The following is a 23,954-nucleotide window of genomic DNA, read 5'->3' as shown; positions in this document are numbered from 1 at the left end:
AGCCGAGGCCTTTGGCTCACAGCAACAGCTGCCCGCGCATGACCGTCACCGCCCGCCCGGCGATACTGACCCGATCGCCTTCCAACCGACACCTGAGTTGCCCACCGCGAGCGGAGAGTTGCTGGGCGGTGAGCATCCGCTTGGCCAGTCGCCGCGACCAGTAGGGAATCAGGCTGCAATGCGCCGAGCCGGTGACGGGATCCTCGTCCACGCCCACTGCCGGGGCGAAGAAGCGCGAGACGAAGTCGACCTCCTGTCCCCGTGCGGTCACGATGACGCCCTGCCAGGGCAGCCGGGCAATGGCAGCCAGATCCGGCTTGCAGTCACGCACCGCCTGTTCCGACTCCAGCAGCACCAGCAGCTTGTCCGCCGCCAGGGCATCCACCGGCGAGACCTGCAGGGCTCGCTCCAGTTCGGGCGTCACCCCCAGCTCCGTGGGCACCAACGCCGGAAAATCCAGCGCCAGCAGGCCATCGCCCTCGCGAAACACCCGCAGCACGCCCGACTGGCAGATGAACTCCAGTCGATCTCCAGGCTCTCCATAGGCTTCAAACAGCACATGGGCGGCTGCCAGGGTGGCATGACCGCATAATGGCACCTCGGTCCGCGGGGTGAACCAGCGAATCCGCCAGGTCTCGCCCTCGCGCACCACGAAGGCGGTTTCCGAAAGATTGTGCTCGGTGGCGATTCGCTGCAGCAGCTCGTCGGCCGGCCAGCTATCCAGGCGGTAGACGGCAGCAGGATTGCCGCGAAAGGCCTGATCGGTGAAGGCATCGACCTGATGAAATTCTAGGGACATGCACGCTACCTGAGCAGAAGAAGAGAAACAGCAAGCGTCAACGTCGCGCGGGCACCCGGCCTCTGATGATCCCTGTAGCGACGGCTACAGCCTAAGACCGGCCAATGGACAGGTTGTCTTCACAAGTCCTATGACCAAAATAGCAGGCGGCGTCGCATCGGCAATGAATTGTCGAACGTCGTCACTGTTTTTGCGCTCAGGAGCTTTGACAGTTTTCATATTTGAAATTAGATTTTCGGTTGCGAACAAATGGCCCACCGGCCACCTATAAATACAACAACCACGAGGCTCCCCCATGAGTACTCTTCTCGCTCCAACACTACGCGGTCAATGCATCGCCGAATTCCTCGGCACAGCCCTGCTCATCTTCTTCGGTACCGGCTGCGTGGCGGCCGCGAAGGTCGGCGGCGCTACCCTCGGCCTGTGGGAGATCAGTATCATCTGGGGCGTCGGCGTGAGCATGGCGGTCTACCTGTCCGCCGGTGTCTCCGGCGCGCATCTCAGCCCGGCCGTCACCATCGCCCTCTGGCTGTTCGGTGGCTTCGAAAGACGCAAGGTTCCGGCCTACATCCTGGCCCAGGTCGCCGGTGCCTTCTGTGGCGCGGCGCTGGTCTACGGCCTCTACAGCAGCCTGTTTTTCGATTATGAACAGGCCCACAACATGGTCCGCGGCAGCCAGGCGAGCCTGGAACTGGCCGGCGTCTTCTCCACCTATCCCCATCCTTCCCTGTCGATCGGTCAGGCCTTCCTGGTGGAAGCCGTCATCACCGCCATCCTGCTGGCCATGATCATGGCCCTCACCGACGACGGCAACGGCCTGCCCCGTGGCCCGCTCGCTCCCCTGCTGATCGGCCTGCTGATCGCCGTGATCGGTGGTTCCATGGGTCCGCTGACCGGCTTCGCCATGAACCCGGCCCGGGATTTCGGACCCAAGCTGATGGCCTTCTTCGCCGGCTGGGGTGAAATCGCCTTTACCGGTGGCCGCGACATCCCCTACTTCCTGGTGCCCATCTTCGGCCCCATCGTCGGTGCCTGCCTGGGCGCCGCCGGTTACAAGGCGCTGATCTGCCGTCACCTGCCCGGCCTGGCTTCCGGTGCCTGCGACGTCCCGGCCAAGGCCGAGGACAGCGCCCGTACCGAAGTGAACTCCGCTTCCAAAGCGTCCTGATCGCCGCGAATCACAATAAGGAATACGACCATGACCGACCAGAACAAGCAGTACATCGTCGCGCTCGACCAGGGCACCACCAGCTCGCGTGCCATCGTGCTGGACCGCAATGCCAACGTGGTGACGATCGCCCAGCGCGAATTCGCGCAGATCTATCCCCAGGCCGGCTGGGTCGAGCACGACCCCATGGAGATCTGGGCCACCCAGAGCGCGGTGTTCGTCGAGGCCCTGGCCCAGGCCAGCATCAGCACCGAGCAGATCGCCGCCATCGGCATCACCAACCAGCGTGAAACCGCCATCGTCTGGGACAAGCTCACCGGTCGTCCCATCTACAACGCCATCGTCTGGCAGAGCCGCCAGAGCACCGCGATCTGCGACCAGCTCAAGCGCGACGGCATGGAAGACCATATCCGCAAGACCACCGGCCTGGTGATCGATCCCTATTTCTCCGGCACCAAGATCAAGTGGATCCTCGATCACGTCGAAGGCAGCCGAGAACGCGCCCGCCGCGGCGAGCTGCTGTTCGGCACCGTGGACACCTGGCTGATCTGGAAGATGACCCAGGGCCAGGCCCACGTCACCGACTACACCAACGCCTCCCGCACCCTGCTGTTCGATATCCACAAGCGTGAGTGGGATGCCACCATGCTCGAGGTGCTCGACATCCCGCGCGAGATGCTGCCGGAGGTGAAATCCTCCTCCGAGGTCTATGGCCAGGCGCACCTGGGCAGCGGCCAGACCACCGGCATCCCCATCGCCGGTATCGCCGGCGACCAGCAGGCGGCACTGTTCGGCCAGATGTGCGTGGAGCCCGGCCAGGCCAAGAACACCTATGGCACCGGTTGCTTCCTGCTGATGAACACCGGCGAGAAGGCGGTGCAGTCCCAGCACGGCCTGCTGACCACCATCGCCTGCGGTCCTCGCGGCGAGGTCAACTACGCCCTGGAAGGCGCCATCTTCAACGGCGGCTCCACCGTCCAGTGGCTGCGTGACGAGCTCAAGGTGATCAACGATTCCCTGGACTCCGAGTACTTCGCCACCAAGGTGACCGACAGCAACGGCGTCTACCTGGTCCCGGCCTTCACCGGTCTGGGCGCGCCCTACTGGGATCCCTATGCCCGCGGCGCGCTGTTCGGCCTGACCCGGGGCGTGAAGGTGGACCACATCATCCGCGCCACTCTGGAATCCATCGCCTTCCAGACCCGCGACGTGCTGGACGCCATGCAGCAGGATGCCGGCGAAGCCTTGAAGTCCCTGCGCGTGGACGGCGGCGCCACCGCCAACAACTTCCTCATGCAGTTCCAGTCGGATGTGCTCGGCACCCGGGTCGAGCGACCGGAAATGAAGGAGACCACGGCCCTGGGCGCGGCCTACCTGGCCGGTCTCGCCACCGGCTTCTGGAGCAGCCTGGACGAGTTGCGCAGCAAGAGCACCATCGAACGGGTCTTCGAACCGGCTTGCGATCCGAGCAAGAGAGACACCCTGTACAAGGGTTGGAAGAAGGCCGTCGAGCGTACCCGCGGCTGGGCGCTGGACTGAGTCGAATCCGACCGGGAGGCGGCCGGTACTTGCCGGGCCGCTTCCCGCAAGGCTCCCCCACGAGGCCGGCGTCTTCCGACGCCGGTCTTGCTTTGCGCGACAAGCGCTTTCCACCTTGAAAGAGCTACGGCATCCTCTGTGAATTTACTCGATCACCTCAAGGAAGCCGTAATGAGCCTGGCGCCTCGCCAACAGCAGATTCTCGAACTGGTCCGTGAGCGCGGCTACGTCAGCATCGAAGAGCTGGCCCAGCATTTCTCCGTCACCCCCCAGACGATCCGCCGCGACATCAACCAGCTCGCCGAAGCCGGGCTGCTGCGGCGCTACCACGGGGGTGCCGCCCACGACTCCAGCGTGGAAAACACCGAATACAGCATGAGGGCCGGACAGATGCGTGAGGAAAAGCGCCTGATCGCCGAAGCCGTGGCCGCTGCCGTGCCCGACCATGCCTCGCTGTTCATCAACATCGGCACCACCACCGAGGCCATCGCCCATGCCCTGCTCGGGCATCGCAGCCTCAAGGTCATCACCAACAACCTGCACGTGGCCAACATCCTCAGCGCCAAGGACGACTTCGACGTGCTGATCGCCAGCGGCAAGGTGCGCAGCGATGGCGGCGTGGTGGGCCAGGCCACGGCCGACTTCATCAAGCAGTTCAAGGTCGACTACGCCCTGGTGGGCATCAGCGGTATCGACGAAGACGGCACCCTGCTGGATTTCGACTACCAGGAGGTCTGCGTCTCCCAGGCCATCATCCACAATGCCCGCCAGGTGTTTCTCGCCGCCGACTCCAGCAAGTTCGGCCGCAACGCCATGATCCGCCTGGGCAACCTGGAGCAGATCGATCAGTTGTTCACCGAACAGGAGCCCTCTCCGGCCTTCGCGCGCTGCCTGCGCGAATGGCAGGTCAAGGTCGAGGTAGCGCGCCCGCGCTGACCTCCAGAGGCGACGACCATTCGTCGCCTCCCTCCTCTCCATATTCGTTTTTTTTCGTTTTAGCGGTCCTAAGACACAGACCTGGCTAGAACCTGAGTTTTTGCTGGGCTATTATGTTCGAAACCGAATAATTATGTTCGTTTCACAGGAGGCACCATGGCCCAGGCACCCGCAGCAACTCCCCGGACCTACGATCTCGCCGTCATCGGCGGTGGCATCAATGGCGTCGGCATCGCCGCCGACGCCGCCGGTCGTGGCCTGTCGGTGTTCCTCTGTGAACGTGACGACTTGGCGAGCCACACCTCCTCTGCCAGCAGCAAGCTGATCCACGGCGGCCTGCGCTACCTGGAACACCATGAGTTTCGGCTAGTGCGCGAAGCCCTGGCCGAGCGCGAGGTACTGCTGGCGAAGGCGCCCCACATCGTCAAACCGATGCGCTTCGTCCTGCCCCATCGCCCGCACCTGCGTCCGGCCTGGATGATCCGTGCCGGTCTCTTCCTTTATGACCACCTCGGCAAGCGCGAAAAGCTGCCGGGTTCGCGCGGCCTGAAATTCGATGCCCAGGGGCCGCTCAAGGCCGAGATCAAGCGTGGCTTCGAGTATTCCGATTGCTGGGTGGACGATGCCCGGCTGGTGGTGCTCAACGCCATGCAGGCGCGGGACAAGGGTGCCGACATAGTGACCCGCACCCGTTGCGTCAGCGCCCGCCGCGTCGAGGGTCACTGGGAGGTTGAGGTCGAAGGTCCTCAGGGGCGCCAGCAGATCCGTGCCAAGGGCCTGGTCAATGCCGCCGGCCCCTGGGTCGCCAGCTTCATCCGTCAGGACCTGCAGCAGAAGTCGCCCTATGGTATCCGCCTGATCCAGGGCAGCCATGTCATCGTGCCCAAGCTGTACGAAGGCGACCAGGCCTACATCATGCAGAACGAGGACCGCCGCATCGTCTTCGCCATTCCCTACCTGGGCCAATACACCATGGTCGGCACTACGGATCGCGAGTACCAGGGCGATCCGGCCAAGGTGGCCATCACCGAACAGGAAATCGACTATGTGCTGGGGGTGGCCAATGCCCACTTCCGCAAGCAGCTCAGTCGCGATGACGTCCTGCACACCTTCTCCGGTGTCCGCCCGCTGTGCGACGACGAGTCGGATAACCCCTCCGCCATCACCCGCGACTACACCCTGTCGCTGGCCGAAGAACAGGGCGCCCCACTGCTGTCGGTGTTCGGTGGCAAGCTGACCACCTACCGCAAGCTGGCCGAGTCGGCGATGGCGCAGCTGCAGCCCTTCTTCCCCCGGCTGGGCAACAGCTGGACAGCCTCGGCGCCGCTGCCCGGTGGCGAGAACATGACCACGCCCCAGGCCTTGACCCGCGAACTGCTGGACAAGGTCAGCGGCCTGACGCCGGCCCTGGCGCAGCGCTGGGCCACCACCTATGGCAGTCGGGTCTGGACCCTGCTGGGTGATTCGCGCTCGGTGGAGGAACTAGGTGCGGTAATCGGCGCTGACCTCCACGTGCGTGAAGTGGAATACCTGCAGCGCCACGAGTGGGTCACCCATGCCGATGACGTGCTCTGGCGGCGGACCAAGTTGGGACTGGTGTTCACCGCTACGGAGCGGGCCGCTCTGGAAAACCTCCTGGCGCATTCCGAACCCGCCCGGAGCACCAAGGACAGCAACGCGGCCTGACGCCTGCTGTTCCTGAGCGGGCAATCCGCTCAGGAACAGCGGTGTTCACCCTTGCAATAGACACTGAAACAACGCGCCAGGCGCGTTGGAGCATAGGCAGCACCATGAAAAGTCTTCATGATGCACCTTTACCTCCAGCGCCGACGCCATGTTCGAACTTCGCCACCTGAAAACCCTGCATGCACTCCGCGAATCCTCCAGTCTGGTGGAGGCTGCAGAACGCTTGCATCTGACCCAGTCCGCCCTCTCCCATCAGTTCAAGGAACTGGAAGAACGGCTGGGGACCCCGCTATTCATTCGCAAGACCAAACCCATCCGCTTCACCAGCGCCGGTTTGCGCCTGCTGCAGACCGCGGACGCGGTGTTGCCGCATCTGCGCAGTGCCGAACGGGATCTGGCGCGCCTGGTGGGCGGGACGGCGGGCCGGCTGCACATGGCCATCGAATGCCACAGCTGCTTCCAATGGCTGATGCCGACCATCGACCAGTTTCGCGATTCCTGGCCGGAAGTGGAGCTGGACCTGGCCTCCGGATTCTCTTTCGCACCCTTGCCCGCGCTAGCGCGGGGCGATCTGGACCTGGTGGTGACCGCCGATCCGGTGGACCTCTCGGGGGTCACCTATGTGCCACTGTTCACCTACGAAGCCCTGCTGGCGGTGGCCAACCAGCATCCCCTGGCACAGCGGCCCTATATCGTGCCCGAGGACCTCGCCCAGGAGACCCAGATCACCTATCCGGTGGAGCGCGATCGACTGGATATCTTCACCCGTTTTCTCGATCCGGCCGATGTCGAACCGCTCTCGATTCGCACGGCGGAGATGACGGTGATGATGCTGCAACTGGTGGCGTCAGGCCGTGGCGTCTGCTGCCTGCCCAACTGGGCGATCCACGAGTACAGCTCGCGCGGCTACGTGACGGCGCGCCGGCTGGGGGAGAAAGGCCTCTATGCGACGCTCCATGCGGCGATTCGCGAAGACATGCTGGAAGCGCCCTTCATGCAGGATTTCCTGCTGACCGCCAAGGACACCTCCTTCGCCACCCTCGAAGGGGTCAGCAGCGCGCGCTGAGCCGGCGCGCTGCCCGTGGCGCTTACTTGCTGTTGCCACCCGGGAAGCCGGCGAACTTCTTGTTGAAGCTCGAGACGCGGCCTTCGACCTTCATCTGGCGCTGCTCGCCGGTGTAGATGGGGTGGGAAGCGCTGGATACGTCGAGGCTGATGTAGGGATAGGTCTCGCCTTCGTATTCCTGGGTGCGGTCGCTCTCGGCCGTGGAGCGAATCAGGAAGTAGGTGTCCGAGGTGGTGTCGTGGAACAGCACGGGACGGTAGTTGGGATGGATACCGGGTTTCATGAGACGTCTCCTGGTCTGGGGCGCCGAAGACGAGATGCCTTCCGCGCGCCGATTAAAGATACATTATAACATATAAAGATCACTTTTGCAGTCCCGCCTGTGACGGTGGCGGCAGCCATGACCCTTGCGATGGAACCATCCGCCGCGCCTGGGGCTCGTAACCTGAGGCCCTGACCGGCGGTACCCCACTCTCTTTGAGACCAGCTGTCGGTCGGTGCGTGCGTTCAGGCCCACGGCGCCAGACAGACGAGCTGTCCGCCCCTGCCCTTTGCGCCCGCACGGCGCCCTGCATTGGCTTCTCAAGGATCGCGAGAAGTCCACACGCATTGGATGCGCACGCCGGGTTCGGGACTGAACTCGTTGCGCCGCATCCCAAGGATTCAAGAGGCACAGCACCATGTGCGGCATCGCCGGAGAGCTTCGTTTCGATCAACAACCTGCAGCCATCAGCGCGGTGGAGCGCATCACCCACCGCCTCGAACAGCGCGGACCGGATGCCTGGGGCTTCCATAGCCAAGGGCCGGTCGCCCTGGGCCACCGGCGGTTGAAGATCATGGATCTGGCGGAAGCCTCGGGCCAACCCATGATCGAGCCGGAACTGGGGTTGTCGATGGTGTTCAACGGCGCCATCTACAACTACCCGGAATTGCGCAGCGAGCTGGAAGCCAAGGGTTACAGCTTTTATTCCGGGGGTGACACCGAGATCCTGCTCAAGGCCTATCACGCCTGGGGTAAGGACATGCTGCCCAAGCTCAATGGCATGTTCGCCTTCGCCATCTGGGAGCGTGACAGCGGCCGGCTGTTCATCGCCCGGGATCGTCTGGGGATCAAGCCGCTGTATCTGTCGTTCACCGACAAACGCCTGAGATTCGCCTCCAGCCTGCCCGCCCTGTTGGAAGCCGGTGACATCGACACCCGCATCGATCCGGTCGCGCTCAACCACTACCTGAACTTCCACGCTGTGGTGCCGGCACCGCGCACCATCCTGCAGGGCGTGCAGAAGCTGCCGCCAGCGACCTGGATGACTGTGGATGCGTCTGGCCAGCAGCATCAGGAGACCTGGTGGAATCTGGACTACGGTCCCCGTGAAGACGAGCGTCGCTACACTCTGGACGACTGGGCCGAGCGCGTCCTGCACGGCCTCAAGGATGCCGTCGCAATCCGCCAGCGCGCCGCGCGCGAGGTGGGCGTATTGCTGTCGGGTGGCGTGGATTCCAGCCTGCTGGTGGGCCTGCTGCACGATTCGGGGGTCAAGGACCTGCTGACCTTCTCCATCGGCTTCGAGGATGCCGGCGGCGAGCGCGGCGACGAATTCCAGTATTCCGATCTGATCGCCAATCACTACGGCACCCGCCACCACCAGTTGCGCATCGCCGAGGACGAGATCATCCAGCAGCTGCCGCGCGCCTTCTCGGCCATGAGCGAGCCGATGGTGAGCCACGACTGCATCGCCTTCTATCTGCTGTCGCGCGAGGTCTCCAAGCACTGCAAGGTCGTACAGAGCGGCCAGGGCGCGGACGAACTCTTCGCCGGTTACCACTGGTATCCCCAGGTGCATGGCGCCGCCGATCCCTTCGCCGCCTATCGCGCCGCCTTCTTCGACCGCGACTATGCCCAGTATGCCGCCACCGTGCAGGCGGGCATGCGCCTGGAGGAAGACGCCGCCGAGGCCTTCGTCCGTCAGCACTTCGCCAAGCCGGGCGCCAGCGCCGGGGTCGACAAGGCCCTGCGCCTGGACAGCACCGTGATGCTGGTGGACGACCCGGTCAAGCGGGTCGACAACATGACCATGGCCTGGGGCCTGGAAGCCCGGGTGCCCTTCCTCGACTATCGCCTGGCCGAACTCTCGGCGCGCATTCCCGCCGAATTCAAGCTGGGCGACGGCGGCAAGCAGGTGCTCAAGGCCGCTGCGCGCAAGGTCATTCCCCAAGAGGTGATCGACCGGCCCAAGGGCTATTTCCCGGTGCCGGGCCTCAAGCACCTGGAAGGCAACACCCTCAGCTGGGTACGCGAGCTGCTGCTGGATCCCAGCCAGGATCGCGGCCTGTTCGACACCGCCGAGATCGATCGCCTGCTGACCAATCCGGCCGACCGCATCACGCCCCTGCGTGGCTCCAAGCTCTGGCAACTCGCCGCGCTCAACCTCTGGCTGAGCGAACACGGACTGTGAGGGTGCACGACGCATGAAAGCGACCAGCTACAACCAGCGCCTCCAGCGGGCCCAGACGCCCTCCTACGAACGGCTGCAGGCGCGCCTGGCGGAAGGCGACCATCCGACCTCCCAGCCGCTCTGCCTGCATTGCGGCTGGGGACGGCTGCTCGTCGGCCATACCTATCCCGACCCCGCCAGCCTGGCCAAGGAGCTGCTCACCGAAACGCCCGGCGAGCGCGACATCGCGCTCTACGTGGCCGCGCCGCATCAGGTGCTGGCCCAGGCACCCCAGCAGCTGTTCCTCGACCCCAGCGATACCCTGCGGATCTGGTTCAGCGACTATCGTCCGGCCCGCCGGATCTATCGCGGCTTTCGGATCCGCCGCGCCTGCTCCGCGCAGGACTGGAGCGAGATCAACCGACTCTATCAGCAGCGGCACATGCTGCCCGTCGATACCGAGCGGCTGACGCCCCGGCACAAGGGCGGCCCGGTCTACTGGCTGGCGGAAGACGACGACAGCGGCGCCATCATCGGCTCGGTGATGGGCCTCAATCACGTCAAGGCCTTCCAGGATCCCGATGGTGGCTCCTCGCTGTGGTGCCTGGCGGTATCGCCCGAGTGCAGCCGACCCGGTGTCGGCGAGGCGCTGGTGCGCCATTTGATCGAGCACTATGCCAGTCGCGGCCTGGCCTATCTGGACCTGTCGGTGCTGCATGACAACCTGCAGGCCAAGCGCCTCTACGACAAGCTGGGTTTCCGACCGCTGCAGACCTTCGCCATCAAGTGCAAGAACGGCATCAACCAGACCCTGTTCCTTGGTCCTGGGCCAGCGGCCGAGCTGAACCCCTATGCGCGGATCATCGTCGACGAAGCTCTGCGGCGTGGCATCGAGGTCCAGGTGGACGATGCCGAGGGCGGCCTTTTCACCCTGATCCAGGGCAACCGCCGCATCCGCTGCCGCGAATCCCTCACCGATCTCACCTCCGCCGTGACCATGACCCTCTGCGCCGACAAGGTGCTGACCAGCCGTACCCTGGCCCGGGCCGGGTTGAAGGTCCCTGAACAGCAACTGGCGGGCAGCGACGAAGACAACGCCGCCTTCCTGGAGAAGCATGGCGCTCTGGTGGTCAAGCCGGTCAATGGTGAACAGGGCAAGGGCGTGGCCGTGGATATCCGCGACGCCGAACACCTCGCCACCGCCATCCAGGCGGCGCAGCGTCATGACGACCGCGTGCTGCTGGAAAGCTTTCACCAGGGCCTCGATCTGCGGATAGTGGTCATTGGACACGAGGTGGTGGCTGCGGCCATCCGCCGGCCGGCGGAAATCGTCGGCGATGGCCAGCACAGTGTCCGGGACCTGATCGAAGCCCAGAGTCGCCGTCGCCAGGCCGCCACCGGCGGCGAGTCACGCATCCCGGTGGACGAGGAAACCGAACGCGCCATCCGCGGTGCCGGCTACGAGTGGGACAGCGTGCTTCCCACCGGCACCCACCTGGCCGTGCGCAAGACAGCCAACCTGCACACCGGCGGCATCCTGGAAGACGTCACCGACAGCCTCCATCCGGTGCTGGCCGACGCTGCCATCCAGGCGGCCCGGGCACTGGACATTCCCGTCACCGGTATGGACCTGCTGGTCCCGGCTGCCGACTCGCCCGACTACGTCATCATCGAAGCCAATGAGCGCCCGGGCTTGGCCAATCACGAGCCGCGCCCCACCGCCGAACGCTTCATCGACCTGCTGTTCCCGCTGTCCCGGGAGGTTCCGCTATGAATCGCTTGCCCGAGCCCGATCTGGATTACCTGCGCAAGGTCCTGCTGGACATGCTGGCCATCCCCAGCCCCACGGGCTTCACCGACACCATCGTCATGTACGTCGCCGAACGGCTCAACGAACTCGACATCCCCTTCGAACTGACCCGCCGCGGCACCATCCGCGCCACCATCAAGGGCCACAAGGAGAGTCCCGACCGGGCCGTCTCCGCGCACCTGGACACCATTGGCGCCATCGTCCGCGAGATCAAGGACAATGGCCGCCTGGGCCTGGCGGCAGTCGGCCACTGGTCGAGTCGCTTCGCCGAAGGCAGCCGGGTCAGCCTGTTCACCGATGACGGCACCCTGAGAGGCAGTGTGCTGCCGCTGCTGGCCTCGGGTCACGCCTTCAACACCGAGATCGACAAGATGCCGGTGACCTGGGACCACATCGAATTGCGCCTGGACGCCGTGACCAAGAGTCGCCACGAGACCGAGCAACTGGGCGTGCAGGTCGGCGACTTCGTCGCCTTCGATCCGCTGCCGGAATTCACCGACAGCGGCTACATCAGCTCGCGTCACCTGGATGATAAGGCGGGCGTCGCCGCCCTGCTCACCGCCCTGAAGATGCTCAAGGAAACCGGCCAGACGCCGCCGATCGACTGCCACCCGCTGTTCACCATCACCGAGGAAGTGGGATCCGGCGCCGCCGGTGCCCTGCCCTGGGACGTCAGCGAATTCGTCGGCATCGACATCGCCCCGGTTGCGCCCGGCCAGCGCTCCGACGAGCACCGCGTCAGCGTCGCCATGCAGGATTCCGCCGGCCCCTACGACTATCACCTGTCACGGCACCTGCTGCGCCTGGCGCAACGCAACGACATCCCGGTGCGCCGCGACCTGTTCCGCTACTACTACAGCGACGCCCACTCGGCGATCAGTTCCGGCCAGGACGTGCGGGTCGCCCTGCTGGCCTTCGGTTGCGATGCCACCCATGGCTACGAGCGCACCCATATCGTCAGCCTGGCGGCGCTCAGCCAGCTGCTGACCGGCTACATGCTCAGCCCGCCGGTGTTCGACAGCGATGCGCAACCGGCCGACAGTTCGCTGGATCGCTTCGGTCACCAGTTGCTGCCGGAAGACACCCAGATGGACAACCAGACGCACCTGCCGCCGCTGGAGGAGGTCGTCGGCGACGGCAGCAAATAGCGTTCGAACCAAGCGCCTGGGGTATCCTGGGCGCCTTTTTTCAGGCACCTCTCGATGATCATCCCCCACGACCAGCTCGCTGCCGCCACCCTAGACAACCTGCTGGAAGACTTCGTTACCCGCGACGGCACCGACAACGGTGACGAAACACCCCTGGCGACCCGTACCCAGCGCGCCCGACGTGCCCTGGAAACCGGCGAAGCCGTCATCCTCTTCGATCCGGACAGTGCGCTGTGCCAACTGGTGCTGCGCCGCGACGTGCCGCCCGAGTTGCTCGACGACTAGCGCGTCTCGCGCCTGTCAGGTACTGCCGCGCGGCGCCAACAGGATCACCAGCGCCCCGGCCACGCACAGCAGACCGCCCGCCAGATCCGTCCAAGTCGGCCGGGTGCGCTCGACCAGCGCCAGCCAGCCCAGCGACGCCACCACATAGATGCCGCCATAGGCGGCGTAGGCGCGCCCGGCGTAGGCCGACTCGATACGCGTCAGCAACAGGGCGAAGAGCACCAGGCTGGCAAGCCCGGGCGCTATCCACCAGGGACTGCGATCCAGCCGTAGCCAGAGCCAAAAGGCATAGCAGCCGGCGATCTCGAATAGCGCGGCCAAGAAGAACCAGAGATAGTTCAGCATGGTGCCGCGCCGTCTTCCTGGCGATAGGGCAAGGCCTCGGCGGCCCGGCGCGCATAGGCCTGGACCCCCTCTCGCTCCTGGTCGAGAAACTCCGCCACAGCGGCTCTCAGACCCGGATGCACCAGGTAGTGCCAGGAATGGGTCAGGGTGGGCTCGAAGCCCCGAATCAGCTTGTGCTCACCCTGGGCGCCGGCATCGAAGCGCTGCAGCCCTTCGGCGATGGCGTATTCGATGCCCTGGTAGAAACAGGTCTCGAAATGCAGCTGGTCGAATTCCTGCAGGCAACCCCAGTAACGGCCATAGAGGGTGTCACCGTCCTTGAGATAGAAGGCCATGGCCACCGGCCGACTGCCCTGGCGGACCAGCACTACCCGAATCGCCTCGGGCAGCCGTTCGGCCAGCAGACTGAAGAAGGCGCGGGTCAGATAGGGATCCTGGCCACGCACCTCGTAGGTGTTGGCGTAGCAGGCATAGACGAAGTCCCACTCCGCCTCGCTCAGCTCATCGCCCTTACGCCACTCGAAACTCACCCCCAGGCCGGCGACCTGGTCACGTTCCTTGCGCAGCTGCTTGCGCTTGCGCGAGGTCAGGGCGGCGAGGAAGTCGCCATAGTCGCGATAGCCACGGTTATGCCAGTGGAACTGGCAGCCAAGCCGCGCCAGCCAGCCCTCACGATCCTGGAGCAGGGCATCGGCCTTGGGATCGGTGAAGTTCACATGCAGGCTGGAGAGCTCCAGATCGGCCAGGCTGTTCGTGGTGGCGTCGAGCAGGGTCGCGCAGGCAGCCGGATCGCCCAGCAGGCGCGCGCCCTGCACCGGTGAAAAGGGCACGGCGGCCAGCAGCTTGGGATAGTAGTCGATCCCGGCACGGCGGCAGGCATCGGCCCAGGCCCAGTCGAAGACGTATTCGCCATAGGAGTGCGCCTTGAGATAGGCCGGCATCGCGGCCCGCAGTCGACCCTGTTCATCCTTGAGGATCTGGTGCGCGGGCTGCCAGCCGGTCCCCTGCCCCAGGCTGCCGCTGTCTTCCAGGGTGGAGAGGAATTCATGCCGCAGAAAGGGCTGGTCGTCCACCAGCAAACCGTTCCACTGCTCGGCAGACACCTGGGCCAGGCTGTAGAGATACTCGACGATCATCCCACTCCCCTTGCTTGGACTCGGCGTACAGGTCTAACACAATTCAATGCCCTGACGGGCACCTGGGAAAGACCCTGGTGAATGGCTTTCGTGCGGACGAAAAAAAACCGCCGTGAGGCGGTTTCTTTCGAGTGTGGCGTCCCCTAGGGGACTCGAACCCCTGTTACCGCCGTGAAAGGGCGGTGTCCTAGGCCACTAGACGAAGGGGACGTTACCCTGGTGCGACCCTTGCGGATCACGAAATTGGTGGAGCTAGACGGGATCGAACCGTCGACCTCTTGCATGCCATGCAAGCGCTCTCCCAGCTGAGCTATAGCCCCAAGTACAGCATCTTGCCACGCCTAGGATGCGTGACCGATATGGCGTCCCCTAGGGGACTCGAACCCCTGTTACCGCCGTGAAAGGGCGGTGTCCTAGGCCACTAGACGAAGGGGACGTTACCCTGGTGCGACCCTTGCGGATCACGAAATTGGTGGAGCTAGACGGGATCGAACCGTCGACCTCTTGCATGCCATGCAAGCGCTCTCCCAGCTGAGCTATAGCCCCGCGTACAACGCTCGCCACGTCTGGGATACGTGACTGATATGGCGTCCCCTAGGGGACTCGAACCCCTGTTACCGCCGTGAAAGGGCGGTGTCCTAGGCCACTAGACGAAGGGGACGAAACCTTCTACCGATTTCCCCCGAGGGCGAAACCGAAATTTGGTGGAGCTAGACGGGATCGAACCGTCGACCTCTTGCATGCCATGCAAGCGCTCTCCCAGCTGAGCTATAGCCCCGTCGGTCAGGACGGGGCGCATGTTAAGAGGCCCGGCCTCCCCTGTCAACACCAATCAGAAAAAAACCTGCTAGTAACAGACACTTAAGCCGGAAAAGGGTCAGATCGCCCGCGCCAGGGCCGCACGCTGGGCGCGGGCTGCCAGCAGGTAGGTGAACTTGCCATCGCTGGCGGAGAGCTTGCGCAGGACCTTCTTGTCCAGGGCGCGGTAGCCGCCCATCTCCAGCGCCGTACGCCCCGAGCTGCCGATCAGCATGCCGGGATTGGCCACCATCAGCCGGGCCGCCTGCTCCACGGCCTTGGCGTAGCTCTTGCGATCATTCAGGTCATAGCCTTGCAAGGGTAGCAGCATGCGCAGCCATTCGGCCCAGTAGAATTCGAGGAATTCCGAGGGCAGTACCCGGCCATCCGGCGTACGCGGCTTGTCGTAGCCGATCTGGCGGGTGAAATACACTAGGGCGCGGTAGGGATCGTCGGCCATGGCGGTGAGCCCCAGGGATTCGGGCAGCTGTTCGGGCAGGATCGGACGCCCCTGGGGGTCCTTGAGCCAGGCCTTGCGCTCGTCGAGCAGGCGAATCCAGAACTCGGCCATGCTCGCCGCGCCGCTGAAATCGTCGGTGACCCTGACCCACACCGAGGTCTCGGCGCCACCGCCGGGGTGTTCCCAGAAGGCGGAAAAGGTGTGGTGACCATCGGTGAGGTAGAGCTGCTGTCCGGGGCCGATGACCACGGTCTTCATTTCGTCTGGATAGGTGCCGGGTGGCTTGACGCCCAGGGCGTCGCCGGCCGAGCGCAGACTGGTGCTCGGCTGAAAACCGCCACTCAGATGCTGGCCGTTGGCTTCGCAGTAGTCGTCGAACAGCTTGCGTCGGTCGCAGGCGTACTTGCCAAGCTTGTACAGCACCTGGTCATGACCGATCGCGGGCTGGGTGGGGCGCAGCTGGCGCAATTGCACCCGGAGCAGGCTTCCTGGCGACACGGGGTCTTCCTTTCTCGAGAGGTCTTCCCAGGTCCGACAACGGTCCTCCCGGGAAGACTCCTGCCGTCGATCAGACCTTGCGCAGGACCACGCTGCCGATGGAGTAACCGGCGCCGAAGGAGCTGAGCACCCCCAGACTGCCACTGGCCAGATCCTCGTGGTGCAGATGCAGGGCGATGACCGAGCCGGCCGAGCTGGTGTTGCCGTAGGTATCCAGGATGACCGGCGCCTCGCCAGGCTCGGGTTCGCGCCCCAGCAGGCGCTTGACGATGAGGTGGTTCATCGCCAGGTTGGCCTGGTGCAGCCAGAAGCGCGAGACCCGCTCGACGGGGATATCCAGCTCGGCGAGGTGGTTGGCGATCAGTTCGGCCACCAGCGGGCAGACCTCCTTGAACACCTTGCGCCCTTCCTGGACGAACAGCTTGTCCGGGTGGGTCATGCCCTCCTCCGCCGCGCGGTTGAGGAAGCCGAAGTTGTTGCGGATGTTATTGGAGAACTGGGTGAACAGCCGGGTGCCGAGGATTTCGTAGCGGTGAGCCGAGGTCGCCTGGTCGGCGCGTTCCACCACCAGGGCGGTGGCGGCATCGCCGAAGATGAAGTGGCTGTCGCGGTCGCGGAAGTTCAGGTGCCCGGTGCAGATCTCCGGATCTATCACCAGCAGTGCCCGCGCCTGGCCCAGTTGCACGGCGTTGGCCGCCGTCTGCAGGCCGAAGGTGGCCGAGGAGCAGGCGACGTTCATGTCGAAGCCGTAGCCCTGGATGCCCAACGCGGCCTGGACCTCGATGGCCACTGCCGGATAGGGCCGCTGCAGGTTGGAGCAGGCGACGATGACACCGTCGATGTCGGCGGCGGTCCGCCCTGCCCGTTCCAGCGCCTCGCGCGCCGCGGCGACGCCCATCTCGCAGAGGATCGAGGGCTCGTCGTTGGAACGCTCGGGAATGCGCGGCACCATGCGCGCCGGATCGAGGATACCGGCCTTGTCGACCACATGGCGGCTGCGGATGCCGGAGGCCTTCTCGATGAAGGCGGCGCTGGATTCCGGCTGGGGCGCCAGACTGCCTTGGGCGATGGCGTCGGCATGCTCGGCATTCCACTGGCCAGCCCACTGGTTGAAGGACGCAACCAGCTCGTCGTTGGAAATGCTTTCGGGCGGCGTATAGAGCCCACTACCGCTGATGACCGCGTGCTGCACGGCTATTCCTCTTGTTGTCAGGATGAAGCCGTGCCAGTTTGCCGCAAATCCAGGGTGGACGCCCGTGCAATCTCAACGCCGATTGGCGGCCTCGGCGGCGCGCAGGACGTCGCTGCCTACTTCGCTTTCGTACCTCTTGAGCAACGGCGCCACGGCCGTGCGCCAGGCTTCCCGCTCGGCAGGCGTCGGCACCAGGATCCTGCTGGTATTGGCCGCGACCACCCGTTCGCGCGCCTTGGCGTTGATGGCTTCGGCATCGCGGTTCACCGACTGGGTCACTTCGTCGAGGATGGCCTCCAGCTCGCTGCGGATCTGGAACGGCAGGCCATTCCAGAAGGTGGTGTTGGTGATGAGCATATAGGTGAGGAAGCTGTGGTTGTCCTCGACGATATAGGGCTGCACGCTGTTGATCTTCTGTCCCAGCAGGTTCGACCAGGGATTCTCCGCTCCCTGCACCTTGCCGGTCCGGAGGGCGTCGTAGACCTGGGCGAACGGCAGCTTGACCGCCTCGGCACCCAGTTGCTGGTAGTAGGCGGCCAGCACCTCGGAGGATTCGACGCGGAAGGTCAGCCCCTTGAGATCGGCGGGAGTGTGGATTTCCCGCGTGGCCGAGAGCTGGCGGCCGCCGTTGTTCCAGTAGCCTAATCCGGTGATGTTGTGGCTGACCAGGCTGCCCAGCAGTTCGCGGCTCTTGTCGCGGCGCTGGAAGCGCTTGACCGCCTCGATGTTGTCGAACAGGAAGGGCAGATCGTAGACCCTGAGTGGTTTGGCCAGGGCGTTGAGCTTGGAAACCGAGGGTGCCAGCAGTTGGACCTTGTTGCTGCGCAGGGCTTCCAGTTCGTCGGCGTCGCCCACCAGGCTGGAATTGGGATAGACCTCCACCTTGACCTGGCCGGCCAGTCGCTCCTGCACCAGCTTCTGGAATTGCAGGGCACCACGGCCCTTGGGCGTATCGTCCGTCACCACATGGGCGAACTTGATGACGATCGGCTCGGCCACAGCGAAGGGCATGGCCAAGGCGATAAGCGAGCCGGCCAGGGTGGCGAAGAAGGTCTTGATCATGGAATTCCCTGCGTTGAACGATCCATCGGATCGCCTGCGCGACCCCGGTCACGCTGCGTGCGCGACGCGGTTACCTTAGCAGTCGCGAGGTGAATGGCTGGTCAGCACAGGGAGATGGCACGACGAATGTGCAAGAAAGTAGGATCAGGGGTAGGACCAGCGCCGTCGAAACGGCGCCAGGAAATCATCAAGGCGAAATGGGATCGCTTGCAGGAAAGGTTTCCTCGACGGATTCGTCGAGCTGCTCTTCGCTTACCTCGTCTTCATCGTCGGCGACGGGCGGATCGTTCGGCTGCTGTTGGGCATGGACGGCGTTCATGGCAAATCTCCAGACGCGGAAAGAGAAGGACTACAGGGCCGAAAGGGTTCGGCCCTGTACGTTAGTCATGGCGATGCAGGCGGACGTTCAGCTCGTCGACGATCGGTGCCCAATCGGCATCTTCCATGATCTCGTCCTTGAGGAACGCCTTTTGCGACGGTGACCAGAAATCGGCTTCCGAGACCTTCACCTCGTCGGGCAGCGGGGAATGGCTGGCGATGAAAGCATCGATGGCAGCCGGATCGGAATCCAGGCCCAGTTGCTCGAAAAGGGTCGTCAGATCGTGAACGGGAAGTTCCATAGGGGTCTCCAGGCAGGTATCGGTCGGTAACGGCAAGCATCTAGAAAGACGCCAGCCTTGAGGGGTTCCCTGGCCTTAATAAATCCTTCAGCGTCGGGCCTTAAGGTACGCCCACGTTTCGCCAACCAGGGCCTTCGCCATGTCGCTTCCCGTCTCTGCCATTCACTTCACCGCCGCACCGCGCCGCATTCTCGTCACCGGTGCCACCGGATTTCTCGGCGGCGCCGTTACCCTGCGCCTGCTGGAGCTGGGACATGTCGAGGGGCTGCAATTCCTGGTCCGGGCGGCCACTCCGGCGGAAGGTCTGGAGCGGCTGCTGCAGAATCTGCGCGTCCATGACGTCGACGAGCGCCTGGCGGCACTGCTCAAACCCGAGCAGATCCTCTGCGGTGATCTGCTGGACACCCATTGGATCGAGGCCGCCAAACCGCAACTGCTGGCGCTGGACGAGGTCATCAACTGTGCGGCAGTGGCCTCCTTCTCGCGCAATCCGAAAATCTGGCCGGTCAATGTCGAGGGCACCTTCGCCCTGGCCGAGGCCTGCGCCCAGTCCCGGCGGCTGAAGCGCTTCCTGCACGTCAGCACCGCCATGGCCTGCGGCCCGCAGCGCCAGTCACCGGTCGCCGAGACCTGGGACTTCCCCGAACCCGAACAGCAGCTGGTGGACTACACCGCCTCCAAGGCCGCCATCGAACTCAAGCTGCGTAACGAATTGCCGCTGCTGCCGCTGGTGGTGGCGCGTCCTTCCATCGTCGTGGGTCACCGTCGCTCGGGCTGCAAGGCCTCGGGCAGCATCTTCTGGGTGTTCCGCATGGGCTTCGCGCTGGAGCGCTTCACCTGCGGTCTGGATGAGCAGATCGATGTCATTCCGGTGGACTACTGCGCCGAAGCCCTGGTGGAGCTGGCGCTCAAGCCCAAGCTGAACCACAGCCTTTACCACATCTCGGCGGGCAATGCGGGTGCCTGCACCTTCGGCGAAATCGACGAGGCCTATGCCGGCGCCATGGGCGACGCCCCGGTGGGCGAGCGCTATCGCCAGGTGGACAGCGCCGATCTCAAGGAACTCGCCGCCGACTTCAACGAACGCATCGGCCCGGCCAATCCACGCCTGGTGCTGCGCGCGCTCAAGCTGTACGGCGGCTTCGCCGATCTGAATTATCTGTTCGACAACCAGCGGCTGCTCGACGAAGGCATCGCCGCCCCACCGCGCTTCACCGATTATCTGGATGTCTGCGTGCATTCCTCGCGGGACATCAGCATACCCGCGCAGATGCAGTGGGACTTCAAGTAAGGCCTACCCCGGTCCTGGCAATCGCCAGGGCCGGGTCTTGCTCAGACGGGGTCCTTTTCCGGCGAATTCAGCCGCGAATCCCGCACGATCTCGCTGACCGAAGCATAACCCCCGCGGGCATCGCGCAGCATGGTGCGCAGGTTGCCTTCGATGGTGTTGCAGATGGTACCCATGGTGATCTGGTGACGACTGCGCTGGAAGGGATTCTGCAGATCGGTGCCGACCTTTTCCATGGCCAGGAAGATGAAGCCCACCACGGTAGAGGCCAGCGGCGTATACCACTCCAGGCTTTCCACCAGGCCGATGGGCATCAGCACGCAGAACAGGAAGATGAACAGCCGCGGGAAATTCACATAGGGATAGGGCAAGGGGGTATTGGCGATGCGCTCCATGCCGCCCTGCCAGTTGGACATGTCGACGAAGGTGGCTTCCAGGCGCTCCAGACGGATGCTGTCCAGGCGACCGGCGCGGTATTCCAGGGCGATCAGGCTGGAGGAACCGCTGAGGATGGCGTTGGCGAAGTTGTTGGTCTCCTTGCGCATCGCCCACTCCTCCTTGCCCAGGTAGGTGCGCACCTCCTTGGGCAACGAATCGCCGCTGAGCTGGCAGGCCAGGCAGCGGACATAGGCGAGGTGACGCTCGATGAGCACCGTCTTGATCGCGTTGAAATGTTCGTCGCCGTCGTCGATGAGCGTCAGCGCTTGGCGGGCGAAGCTACGCGAGCTATTGACCATGCCGCCCCAGAGGGTGCGCGCCTCCCACCAGCGCTGGTAGGCACTGGTATTGCGAAAGCTGGTCAGCACGATCAGCGCCGAGCCGATCAGGGTCAGTGGAATGTTGGGCAGCTGCGCCCGATTGTCGACGAAAATCATGTAGTCGACGGTAACGGCGATGTCCCACAGCAGCAGCCAGAACACCGACCAGCCAACGTAGGTGAAGGTTTGCCGAAGGAAGGTCATTTTGCTGGTGAAAAAACCCAAGGTGATAGTCCTTAGCGCGAGAAAGGAGGGATGCAGCCATAGGAACCTGGGGTCGAAAACAGGTTCAAGGCAAGCCTCTAGAGCGCGGATCGCCGCCCATTTCACGTAATAGGCCCGGGACAATTGCGTTTCCAGATATGAAGAGGCCCGCCGCGCAGGCCGTTACCTCGCCAAGGCAGCAGCGCCTGGCTGGTTGCCACGTCACGGAGGATATCGACCCGTTCAGCGAACATCCGCGCCCAGGTGCGGTCCGACGGACACCACGCCCTTCCGGAGCACTGCCATGACCGCCACCCCGCGCGTTCGTCTGGATGTCTGGAGCGACTACGTCTGCCCCTTCTGCTACCTGGAGCTGCCCCAGCTGGCGCGCCTGCAGGAGGAATTCGGCGATCAACTGGCCATCGAGTGGCATGCCTTCGAATTGCGCCCCGAACCCACGCCCACCCTGGATCCCACCGGGGATTATCTGCGCCGGACCTGGGACCGGGCGGTCTATCCCATGGCGGCGGAATACGGCATGGTGCTGCGGCTACCACCGGTCCAGCCGCGCAGCCGTCTGGCCCTGGAAGCAGCGGAATTCGCCCGCGACCACGACCGCTTCGACGCCTTCCATACGGCGGTCTTCCAGGCCTTCTTCGAAGAGGGGCGCGATATCGGCGAGCGGGAGGTGCTGATCGATCTGGCGCGCCGCAGCGGTCTCGATGGCGAAGCCTTGCAGGCCAGCCTGGCGCGCGGTGACCACACCGACGTGGTGCTGCACGCCGAGGATCGCGCCGAAGCCCTGGGCATCACGGCCGTACCGACGCTGCTGCTGCGTTCCGCGCAGGCGCCCATCGAACAGGCGCGGGCTCTGGATGGAGCGGTACCCTTCGCCCAGTTGGCGGCAGCCGTCCGGGCGCAGCTGGACGCGATCCAAGCCTAGCGCTGGGCGGCCGGCGTCAACTCGGGGAACAGCACCTCGGTAAAGCCGAAGCGGGCGAAGTCCTGAATCCGCGAGGGATAGAGCCGACCGATCAGGTGATCGTACTCGTGCAGCACCACCCGCGCATGGAAGCCTTCGGCCTGCTGGTCCACCAGGTTGCCCGCGCCATCCACGCCTCGATAACGGATTCGCCGCGGCCGCGGTACCTCGCCGCGCAGCCCGGGGATCGACAGGCAGCCTTCCCAGCCCAGTTCTTCGCTGGCATCAAGGACCTCAATACGCGGATTGATCAGTACCTGCAGCGGTACCGGCGGCGCCTCGGGATAGCGGGCATTGCGCTCGAAGCCAAAGACCATCAGCTGCAGGTCCTCACCGATCTGCGGGGCGGCAAGACCCACGCCACCCGCGGCGGCCATGGTATCGAACATGTCCTGGATCAACGCCTGCAGCTCCGCCGAGCCGAGGCGCTCGGCGGCTATCGGCGGCGCCACCCGCAGCAGCCGGGGATCACCCATCTTCAAAATGTCGCGAATCATGCGAGGATTCCTTCTTTGCCAGTCACCGGCGTTTCGCCAGGAGCTTAAACCAGATGTCCTCCCTACTGCTCGCCAGCGCCCTCGGTCTCGGCCTGAGCGCTCCCCTCGTCCAGGCCGAGGAAGCCGCCCTCGCCGCGCGGCTGGATCCGATCCTGGAGCGCGCCATCGCCCAGCAGCGCATCGTCGGTACCGTGGTCATGGTCGCCCGTCAGGGCCGGGTGGTGTATCACCGCGCGGCGGGATTCGCCGATCGGGAAGCGCAGCGGCCGATGCAGGAAGACCAGCTGTTTCGCTTTGCCTCCCTGACCAAACCGCTGGTGGCGGTGACGGCGCTGCGCCTGGCGGATCAGGGGCGCCTGGATCTGCAGGCGCCGGTCAGTCGCTACCTGCCCTACTTCACCCCGCACCTGGCCGATGGCACTCCAGCCGTGCCCACGCTGGCCCAGCTCCTCAGCCACACCGCGGGCCTGCACTACGGCTTCGGCGAAGACCAGGACGGTCCCTATCACCGCGCCGGGGTATCCGACGGCCTGGATGGCGCCCCCCTGACCCTGGAAGAAAACCTGCGGCGCCTCGCCGGCGTACCGTTGGACTTCAAGCCAGGTACCCAGTGGCGCTACTCCCTCGGGCTGGATGTCCTGGGCGGCGTGCTGGAAGCCGCGACCGGCCTGCCCTTGCCTCAGGTCGTCCAGCAGCAGGTGGCGGCACCGCTCGACCTGCACGACCTGAGCTTTCACGTCAGCGACCCCAGCCACCTGGCCACGGCCTATCGCGACGGCTATCCACGCCCGGAGCCCATGAGCGAGCCCTATCTGCTGCCCCTGCCCAAGGGCGGCATCCTTTATTCCCCGGCGCGGGCACTCTCGGCCACGGCCTTTCCCTCGGGCGGCGGCGGCATGCAGGGCAGTGCGGGAGACTACCTGGCCTTCCTGGAGGCGCTGCGCCAGGGCCGGCTGCTCACCCCGACCAGCCAGCGTCTGTTCATGGAAGACCAGATCCCCGGGCTGCAACGCGACGACGCGCCAGGCTGGGGCTTCAGCCTGGGCGCGGCGGTGCTGCGCGATGCCCGGCTGGCGAAGACACCGCAGACGCCCGGTACCCTGCAATGGGGCGGGGTCTACGGCAACGCCTGGTTCATCGATCCGGCGCGCGAGCTGAGCGTGGTGATCCTCACCAACACGGCGATCGCTGGCATGAGTGGTCCCTTTCCCGACGCCATCCGCGATGCCCTCTACCGGGACTGAT

23 protein-coding genes and 6 tRNA genes are annotated in these 23,954 nt (G+C 64.7%); 12 read left to right on the top strand and 17 right to left on the bottom strand.

All coding sequences use genetic code 11. The annotated features are described in order from the left end of the window. Positions 1–16 precede the first annotated feature (16 nt). Entirely contained in the window at positions 17–799 is a 783-nt protein-coding gene (locus FEZ61_RS01690) for a PhzF family phenazine biosynthesis protein (RefSeq protein WP_017640305.1), read from the bottom strand. Between the two features lie 295 nt (positions 800–1,094). Here FEZ61_RS01690 and FEZ61_RS01685 point away from each other — a divergent pair, with 295 nt between their 5' ends. The 5 genes from FEZ61_RS01685 (at position 1,095) to metR (ending at position 7,194) form a co-directional block, all read left to right on the top strand. Next, positions 1,095–1,967 (top strand): MIP/aquaporin family protein, encoded by an 873-nt coding sequence (locus tag FEZ61_RS01685; protein WP_017640304.1) that lies wholly within the window; start codon positions 1,095–1,097, stop codon positions 1,965–1,967. Positions 1,968–1,997: 30 nt separating this feature from the next. Beyond that, complete coding sequence (glpK, locus tag FEZ61_RS01680; protein ID WP_017640303.1) at positions 1,998–3,506, top strand: glycerol kinase GlpK; 1,509 nt, start codon at positions 1,998–2,000, stop codon at positions 3,504–3,506. Positions 3,507–3,677: 171 nt separating this feature from the next. Beyond that, positions 3,678–4,442, top strand: a complete 765-nt coding sequence (locus FEZ61_RS01675) for a DeoR family transcriptional regulator (RefSeq protein WP_064307220.1) — start codon at positions 3,678–3,680, stop codon at positions 4,440–4,442. A 156-nt stretch (positions 4,443–4,598) separates the two neighbouring features. Then, complete coding sequence (gene glpD / locus FEZ61_RS01670) at positions 4,599–6,128, top strand: glycerol-3-phosphate dehydrogenase (RefSeq protein ID WP_064307221.1); 1,530 nt, start codon at positions 4,599–4,601, stop codon at positions 6,126–6,128. A 148-nt stretch (positions 6,129–6,276) separates the two neighbouring features. Then, positions 6,277–7,194, top strand: a complete 918-nt coding sequence (metR, locus tag FEZ61_RS01665) for a transcriptional regulator MetR (protein ID WP_064307222.1) — start codon at positions 6,277–6,279, stop codon at positions 7,192–7,194. 22 nt (positions 7,195–7,216) lie between these two features. Here the strand turns inward: metR and FEZ61_RS01660 are convergent, their stop codons facing one another. After that, positions 7,217–7,477 (bottom strand): type B 50S ribosomal protein L31, encoded by a 261-nt coding sequence (locus FEZ61_RS01660; RefSeq protein WP_007162739.1) that lies wholly within the window; start codon positions 7,475–7,477, stop codon positions 7,217–7,219. 397 nt (positions 7,478–7,874) lie between these two features. On the opposite strand from FEZ61_RS01660, the gene FEZ61_RS01655 reads away from it, so the two are divergent. Genes FEZ61_RS01655 through FEZ61_RS01640 form a run of 4 tightly spaced genes read left to right on the top strand, consistent with a single transcriptional unit; the run spans position 7,875 to position 12,869 of the window. Then, on the top strand, positions 7,875–9,647 hold the full coding sequence (locus tag FEZ61_RS01655) for an N-acetylglutaminylglutamine amidotransferase (protein WP_064307223.1): 1,773 nt from the start codon (positions 7,875–7,877) through the stop codon (positions 9,645–9,647). Positions 9,648–9,660: 13 nt separating this feature from the next. Beyond that, positions 9,661–11,400 (top strand): N-acetylglutaminylglutamine synthetase, encoded by a 1,740-nt coding sequence (gene ngg / locus FEZ61_RS01650; RefSeq protein WP_173146868.1) that lies wholly within the window; start codon positions 9,661–9,663, stop codon positions 11,398–11,400. Next, positions 11,397–12,584 carry an osmoprotectant NAGGN system M42 family peptidase gene (locus FEZ61_RS01645; RefSeq protein WP_017640298.1) on the top strand — a complete coding sequence of 396 codons (1,188 nt, stop codon included), beginning with the start codon at positions 11,397–11,399 and terminating at the stop codon, positions 12,582–12,584. The genes ngg and FEZ61_RS01645 overlap by 4 nt, the downstream gene beginning before the upstream one ends. A gap of 54 nt (positions 12,585–12,638) precedes the next feature. Then, a complete protein-coding gene (locus FEZ61_RS01640; protein WP_007162735.1) occupies positions 12,639–12,869 on the top strand; it encodes a YheU family protein in 231 nt (76 codons plus the stop codon). 15 nt (positions 12,870–12,884) lie between these two features. On the opposite strand, the gene FEZ61_RS01635 is transcribed toward FEZ61_RS01640, so the two are convergent. From FEZ61_RS01635 to FEZ61_RS01580, 13 genes are all read right to left on the bottom strand, one after another. After that, positions 12,885–13,214 carry a YnfA family protein gene (locus FEZ61_RS01635; protein ID WP_017640297.1) on the bottom strand — a complete coding sequence of 110 codons (330 nt, stop codon included), beginning with the start codon at positions 13,212–13,214 and terminating at the stop codon, positions 12,885–12,887. Then, complete coding sequence (locus FEZ61_RS01630) at positions 13,208–14,350, bottom strand: GNAT family N-acetyltransferase (RefSeq protein ID WP_173146866.1); 1,143 nt, start codon at positions 14,348–14,350, stop codon at positions 13,208–13,210. Before FEZ61_RS01630 ends, FEZ61_RS01635 begins: the two co-directional genes overlap by 7 nt. A gap of 134 nt (positions 14,351–14,484) precedes the next feature. Next, positions 14,485–14,560, bottom strand: a tRNA-Glu gene (locus FEZ61_RS01625). A gap of 34 nt (positions 14,561–14,594) precedes the next feature. Continuing rightward, positions 14,595–14,670: transfer RNA gene (locus FEZ61_RS01620), tRNA-Ala, on the bottom strand. A 40-nt stretch (positions 14,671–14,710) separates the two neighbouring features. Next, a tRNA-Glu gene (locus FEZ61_RS01615) sits at positions 14,711–14,786 on the bottom strand. 34 nt (positions 14,787–14,820) lie between these two features. Beyond that, a tRNA-Ala gene (locus FEZ61_RS01610) sits at positions 14,821–14,896 on the bottom strand. Positions 14,897–14,935: 39 nt separating this feature from the next. Then, a tRNA-Glu gene (locus FEZ61_RS01605) sits at positions 14,936–15,011 on the bottom strand. A gap of 41 nt (positions 15,012–15,052) precedes the next feature. Next, positions 15,053–15,128: transfer RNA gene (locus FEZ61_RS01600), tRNA-Ala, on the bottom strand. A 99-nt stretch (positions 15,129–15,227) separates the two neighbouring features. Then, entirely contained in the window at positions 15,228–16,106 is an 879-nt protein-coding gene (locus FEZ61_RS01595; protein ID WP_026083922.1) for a ParB/Srx family N-terminal domain-containing protein, read from the bottom strand. Between the two features lie 70 nt (positions 16,107–16,176). Next, positions 16,177–17,298: a beta-ketoacyl-ACP synthase III gene (locus tag FEZ61_RS01590; protein ID WP_017641792.1), complete on the bottom strand. Its 1,122-nt coding sequence runs from the start codon at positions 17,296–17,298 to the stop codon at positions 16,177–16,179. A gap of 72 nt (positions 17,299–17,370) precedes the next feature. Beyond that, complete coding sequence (locus FEZ61_RS01585) at positions 17,371–18,360, bottom strand: DctP family TRAP transporter solute-binding subunit (protein WP_017641793.1); 990 nt, start codon at positions 18,358–18,360, stop codon at positions 17,371–17,373. A 187-nt stretch (positions 18,361–18,547) separates the two neighbouring features. Continuing rightward, the gene (locus FEZ61_RS24565) at positions 18,548–18,679 is read right to left on the bottom strand and encodes a hypothetical protein (protein WP_007162893.1); all 132 of its coding nucleotides are present in this window, start codon (positions 18,677–18,679) and stop codon (positions 18,548–18,550) included. Positions 18,680–18,740: 61 nt separating this feature from the next. Next, on the bottom strand, positions 18,741–18,980 hold the full coding sequence (locus FEZ61_RS01580; protein WP_017641794.1) for a DUF2789 domain-containing protein: 240 nt from the start codon (positions 18,978–18,980) through the stop codon (positions 18,741–18,743). A gap of 139 nt (positions 18,981–19,119) precedes the next feature. On the opposite strand from FEZ61_RS01580, the gene cprA reads away from it, so the two are divergent. Further along, positions 19,120–20,271: a cationic peptide resistance protein CprA gene (gene cprA, locus FEZ61_RS01575; RefSeq protein ID WP_017641795.1), complete on the top strand. Its 1,152-nt coding sequence runs from the start codon at positions 19,120–19,122 to the stop codon at positions 20,269–20,271. Between the two features lie 41 nt (positions 20,272–20,312). On the opposite strand, the gene FEZ61_RS01570 is transcribed toward cprA, so the two are convergent. Then, positions 20,313–21,230: a bestrophin family ion channel gene (locus tag FEZ61_RS01570; RefSeq protein WP_051226173.1), complete on the bottom strand. Its 918-nt coding sequence runs from the start codon at positions 21,228–21,230 to the stop codon at positions 20,313–20,315. 304 nt (positions 21,231–21,534) lie between these two features. Between FEZ61_RS01570 and FEZ61_RS01565 the strand changes: the two genes are divergently transcribed. Beyond that, a complete protein-coding gene (locus tag FEZ61_RS01565; RefSeq protein WP_173146864.1) occupies positions 21,535–22,173 on the top strand; it encodes a DsbA family oxidoreductase in 639 nt (212 codons plus the stop codon). On the opposite strand, the gene def is transcribed toward FEZ61_RS01565, so the two are convergent. Next, on the bottom strand, positions 22,170–22,709 hold the full coding sequence (def, locus tag FEZ61_RS01560; RefSeq protein ID WP_017641798.1) for a peptide deformylase: 540 nt from the start codon (positions 22,707–22,709) through the stop codon (positions 22,170–22,172). The genes FEZ61_RS01565 and def overlap by 4 nt on opposite strands. A 53-nt stretch (positions 22,710–22,762) precedes the next feature. Between def and FEZ61_RS01555 the strand changes: the two genes are divergently transcribed. Next, the gene (locus FEZ61_RS01555) at positions 22,763–23,953 is read left to right on the top strand and encodes a serine hydrolase domain-containing protein (protein ID WP_173146862.1); all 1,191 of its coding nucleotides are present in this window, start codon (positions 22,763–22,765) and stop codon (positions 23,951–23,953) included. Position 23,954: the final 1 nt, after the last annotated feature.

The sequence above is a fragment of the Pseudomonas sp. MS15a(2019) genome, assembly GCF_013277805.1.
Taxonomy (GTDB): Bacteria; Pseudomonadota; Gammaproteobacteria; order Pseudomonadales; family Pseudomonadaceae; genus Chryseomonas; species Chryseomonas benzopyrenica.
This window is presented reverse-complemented; position numbering and strand designations above follow the sequence as displayed.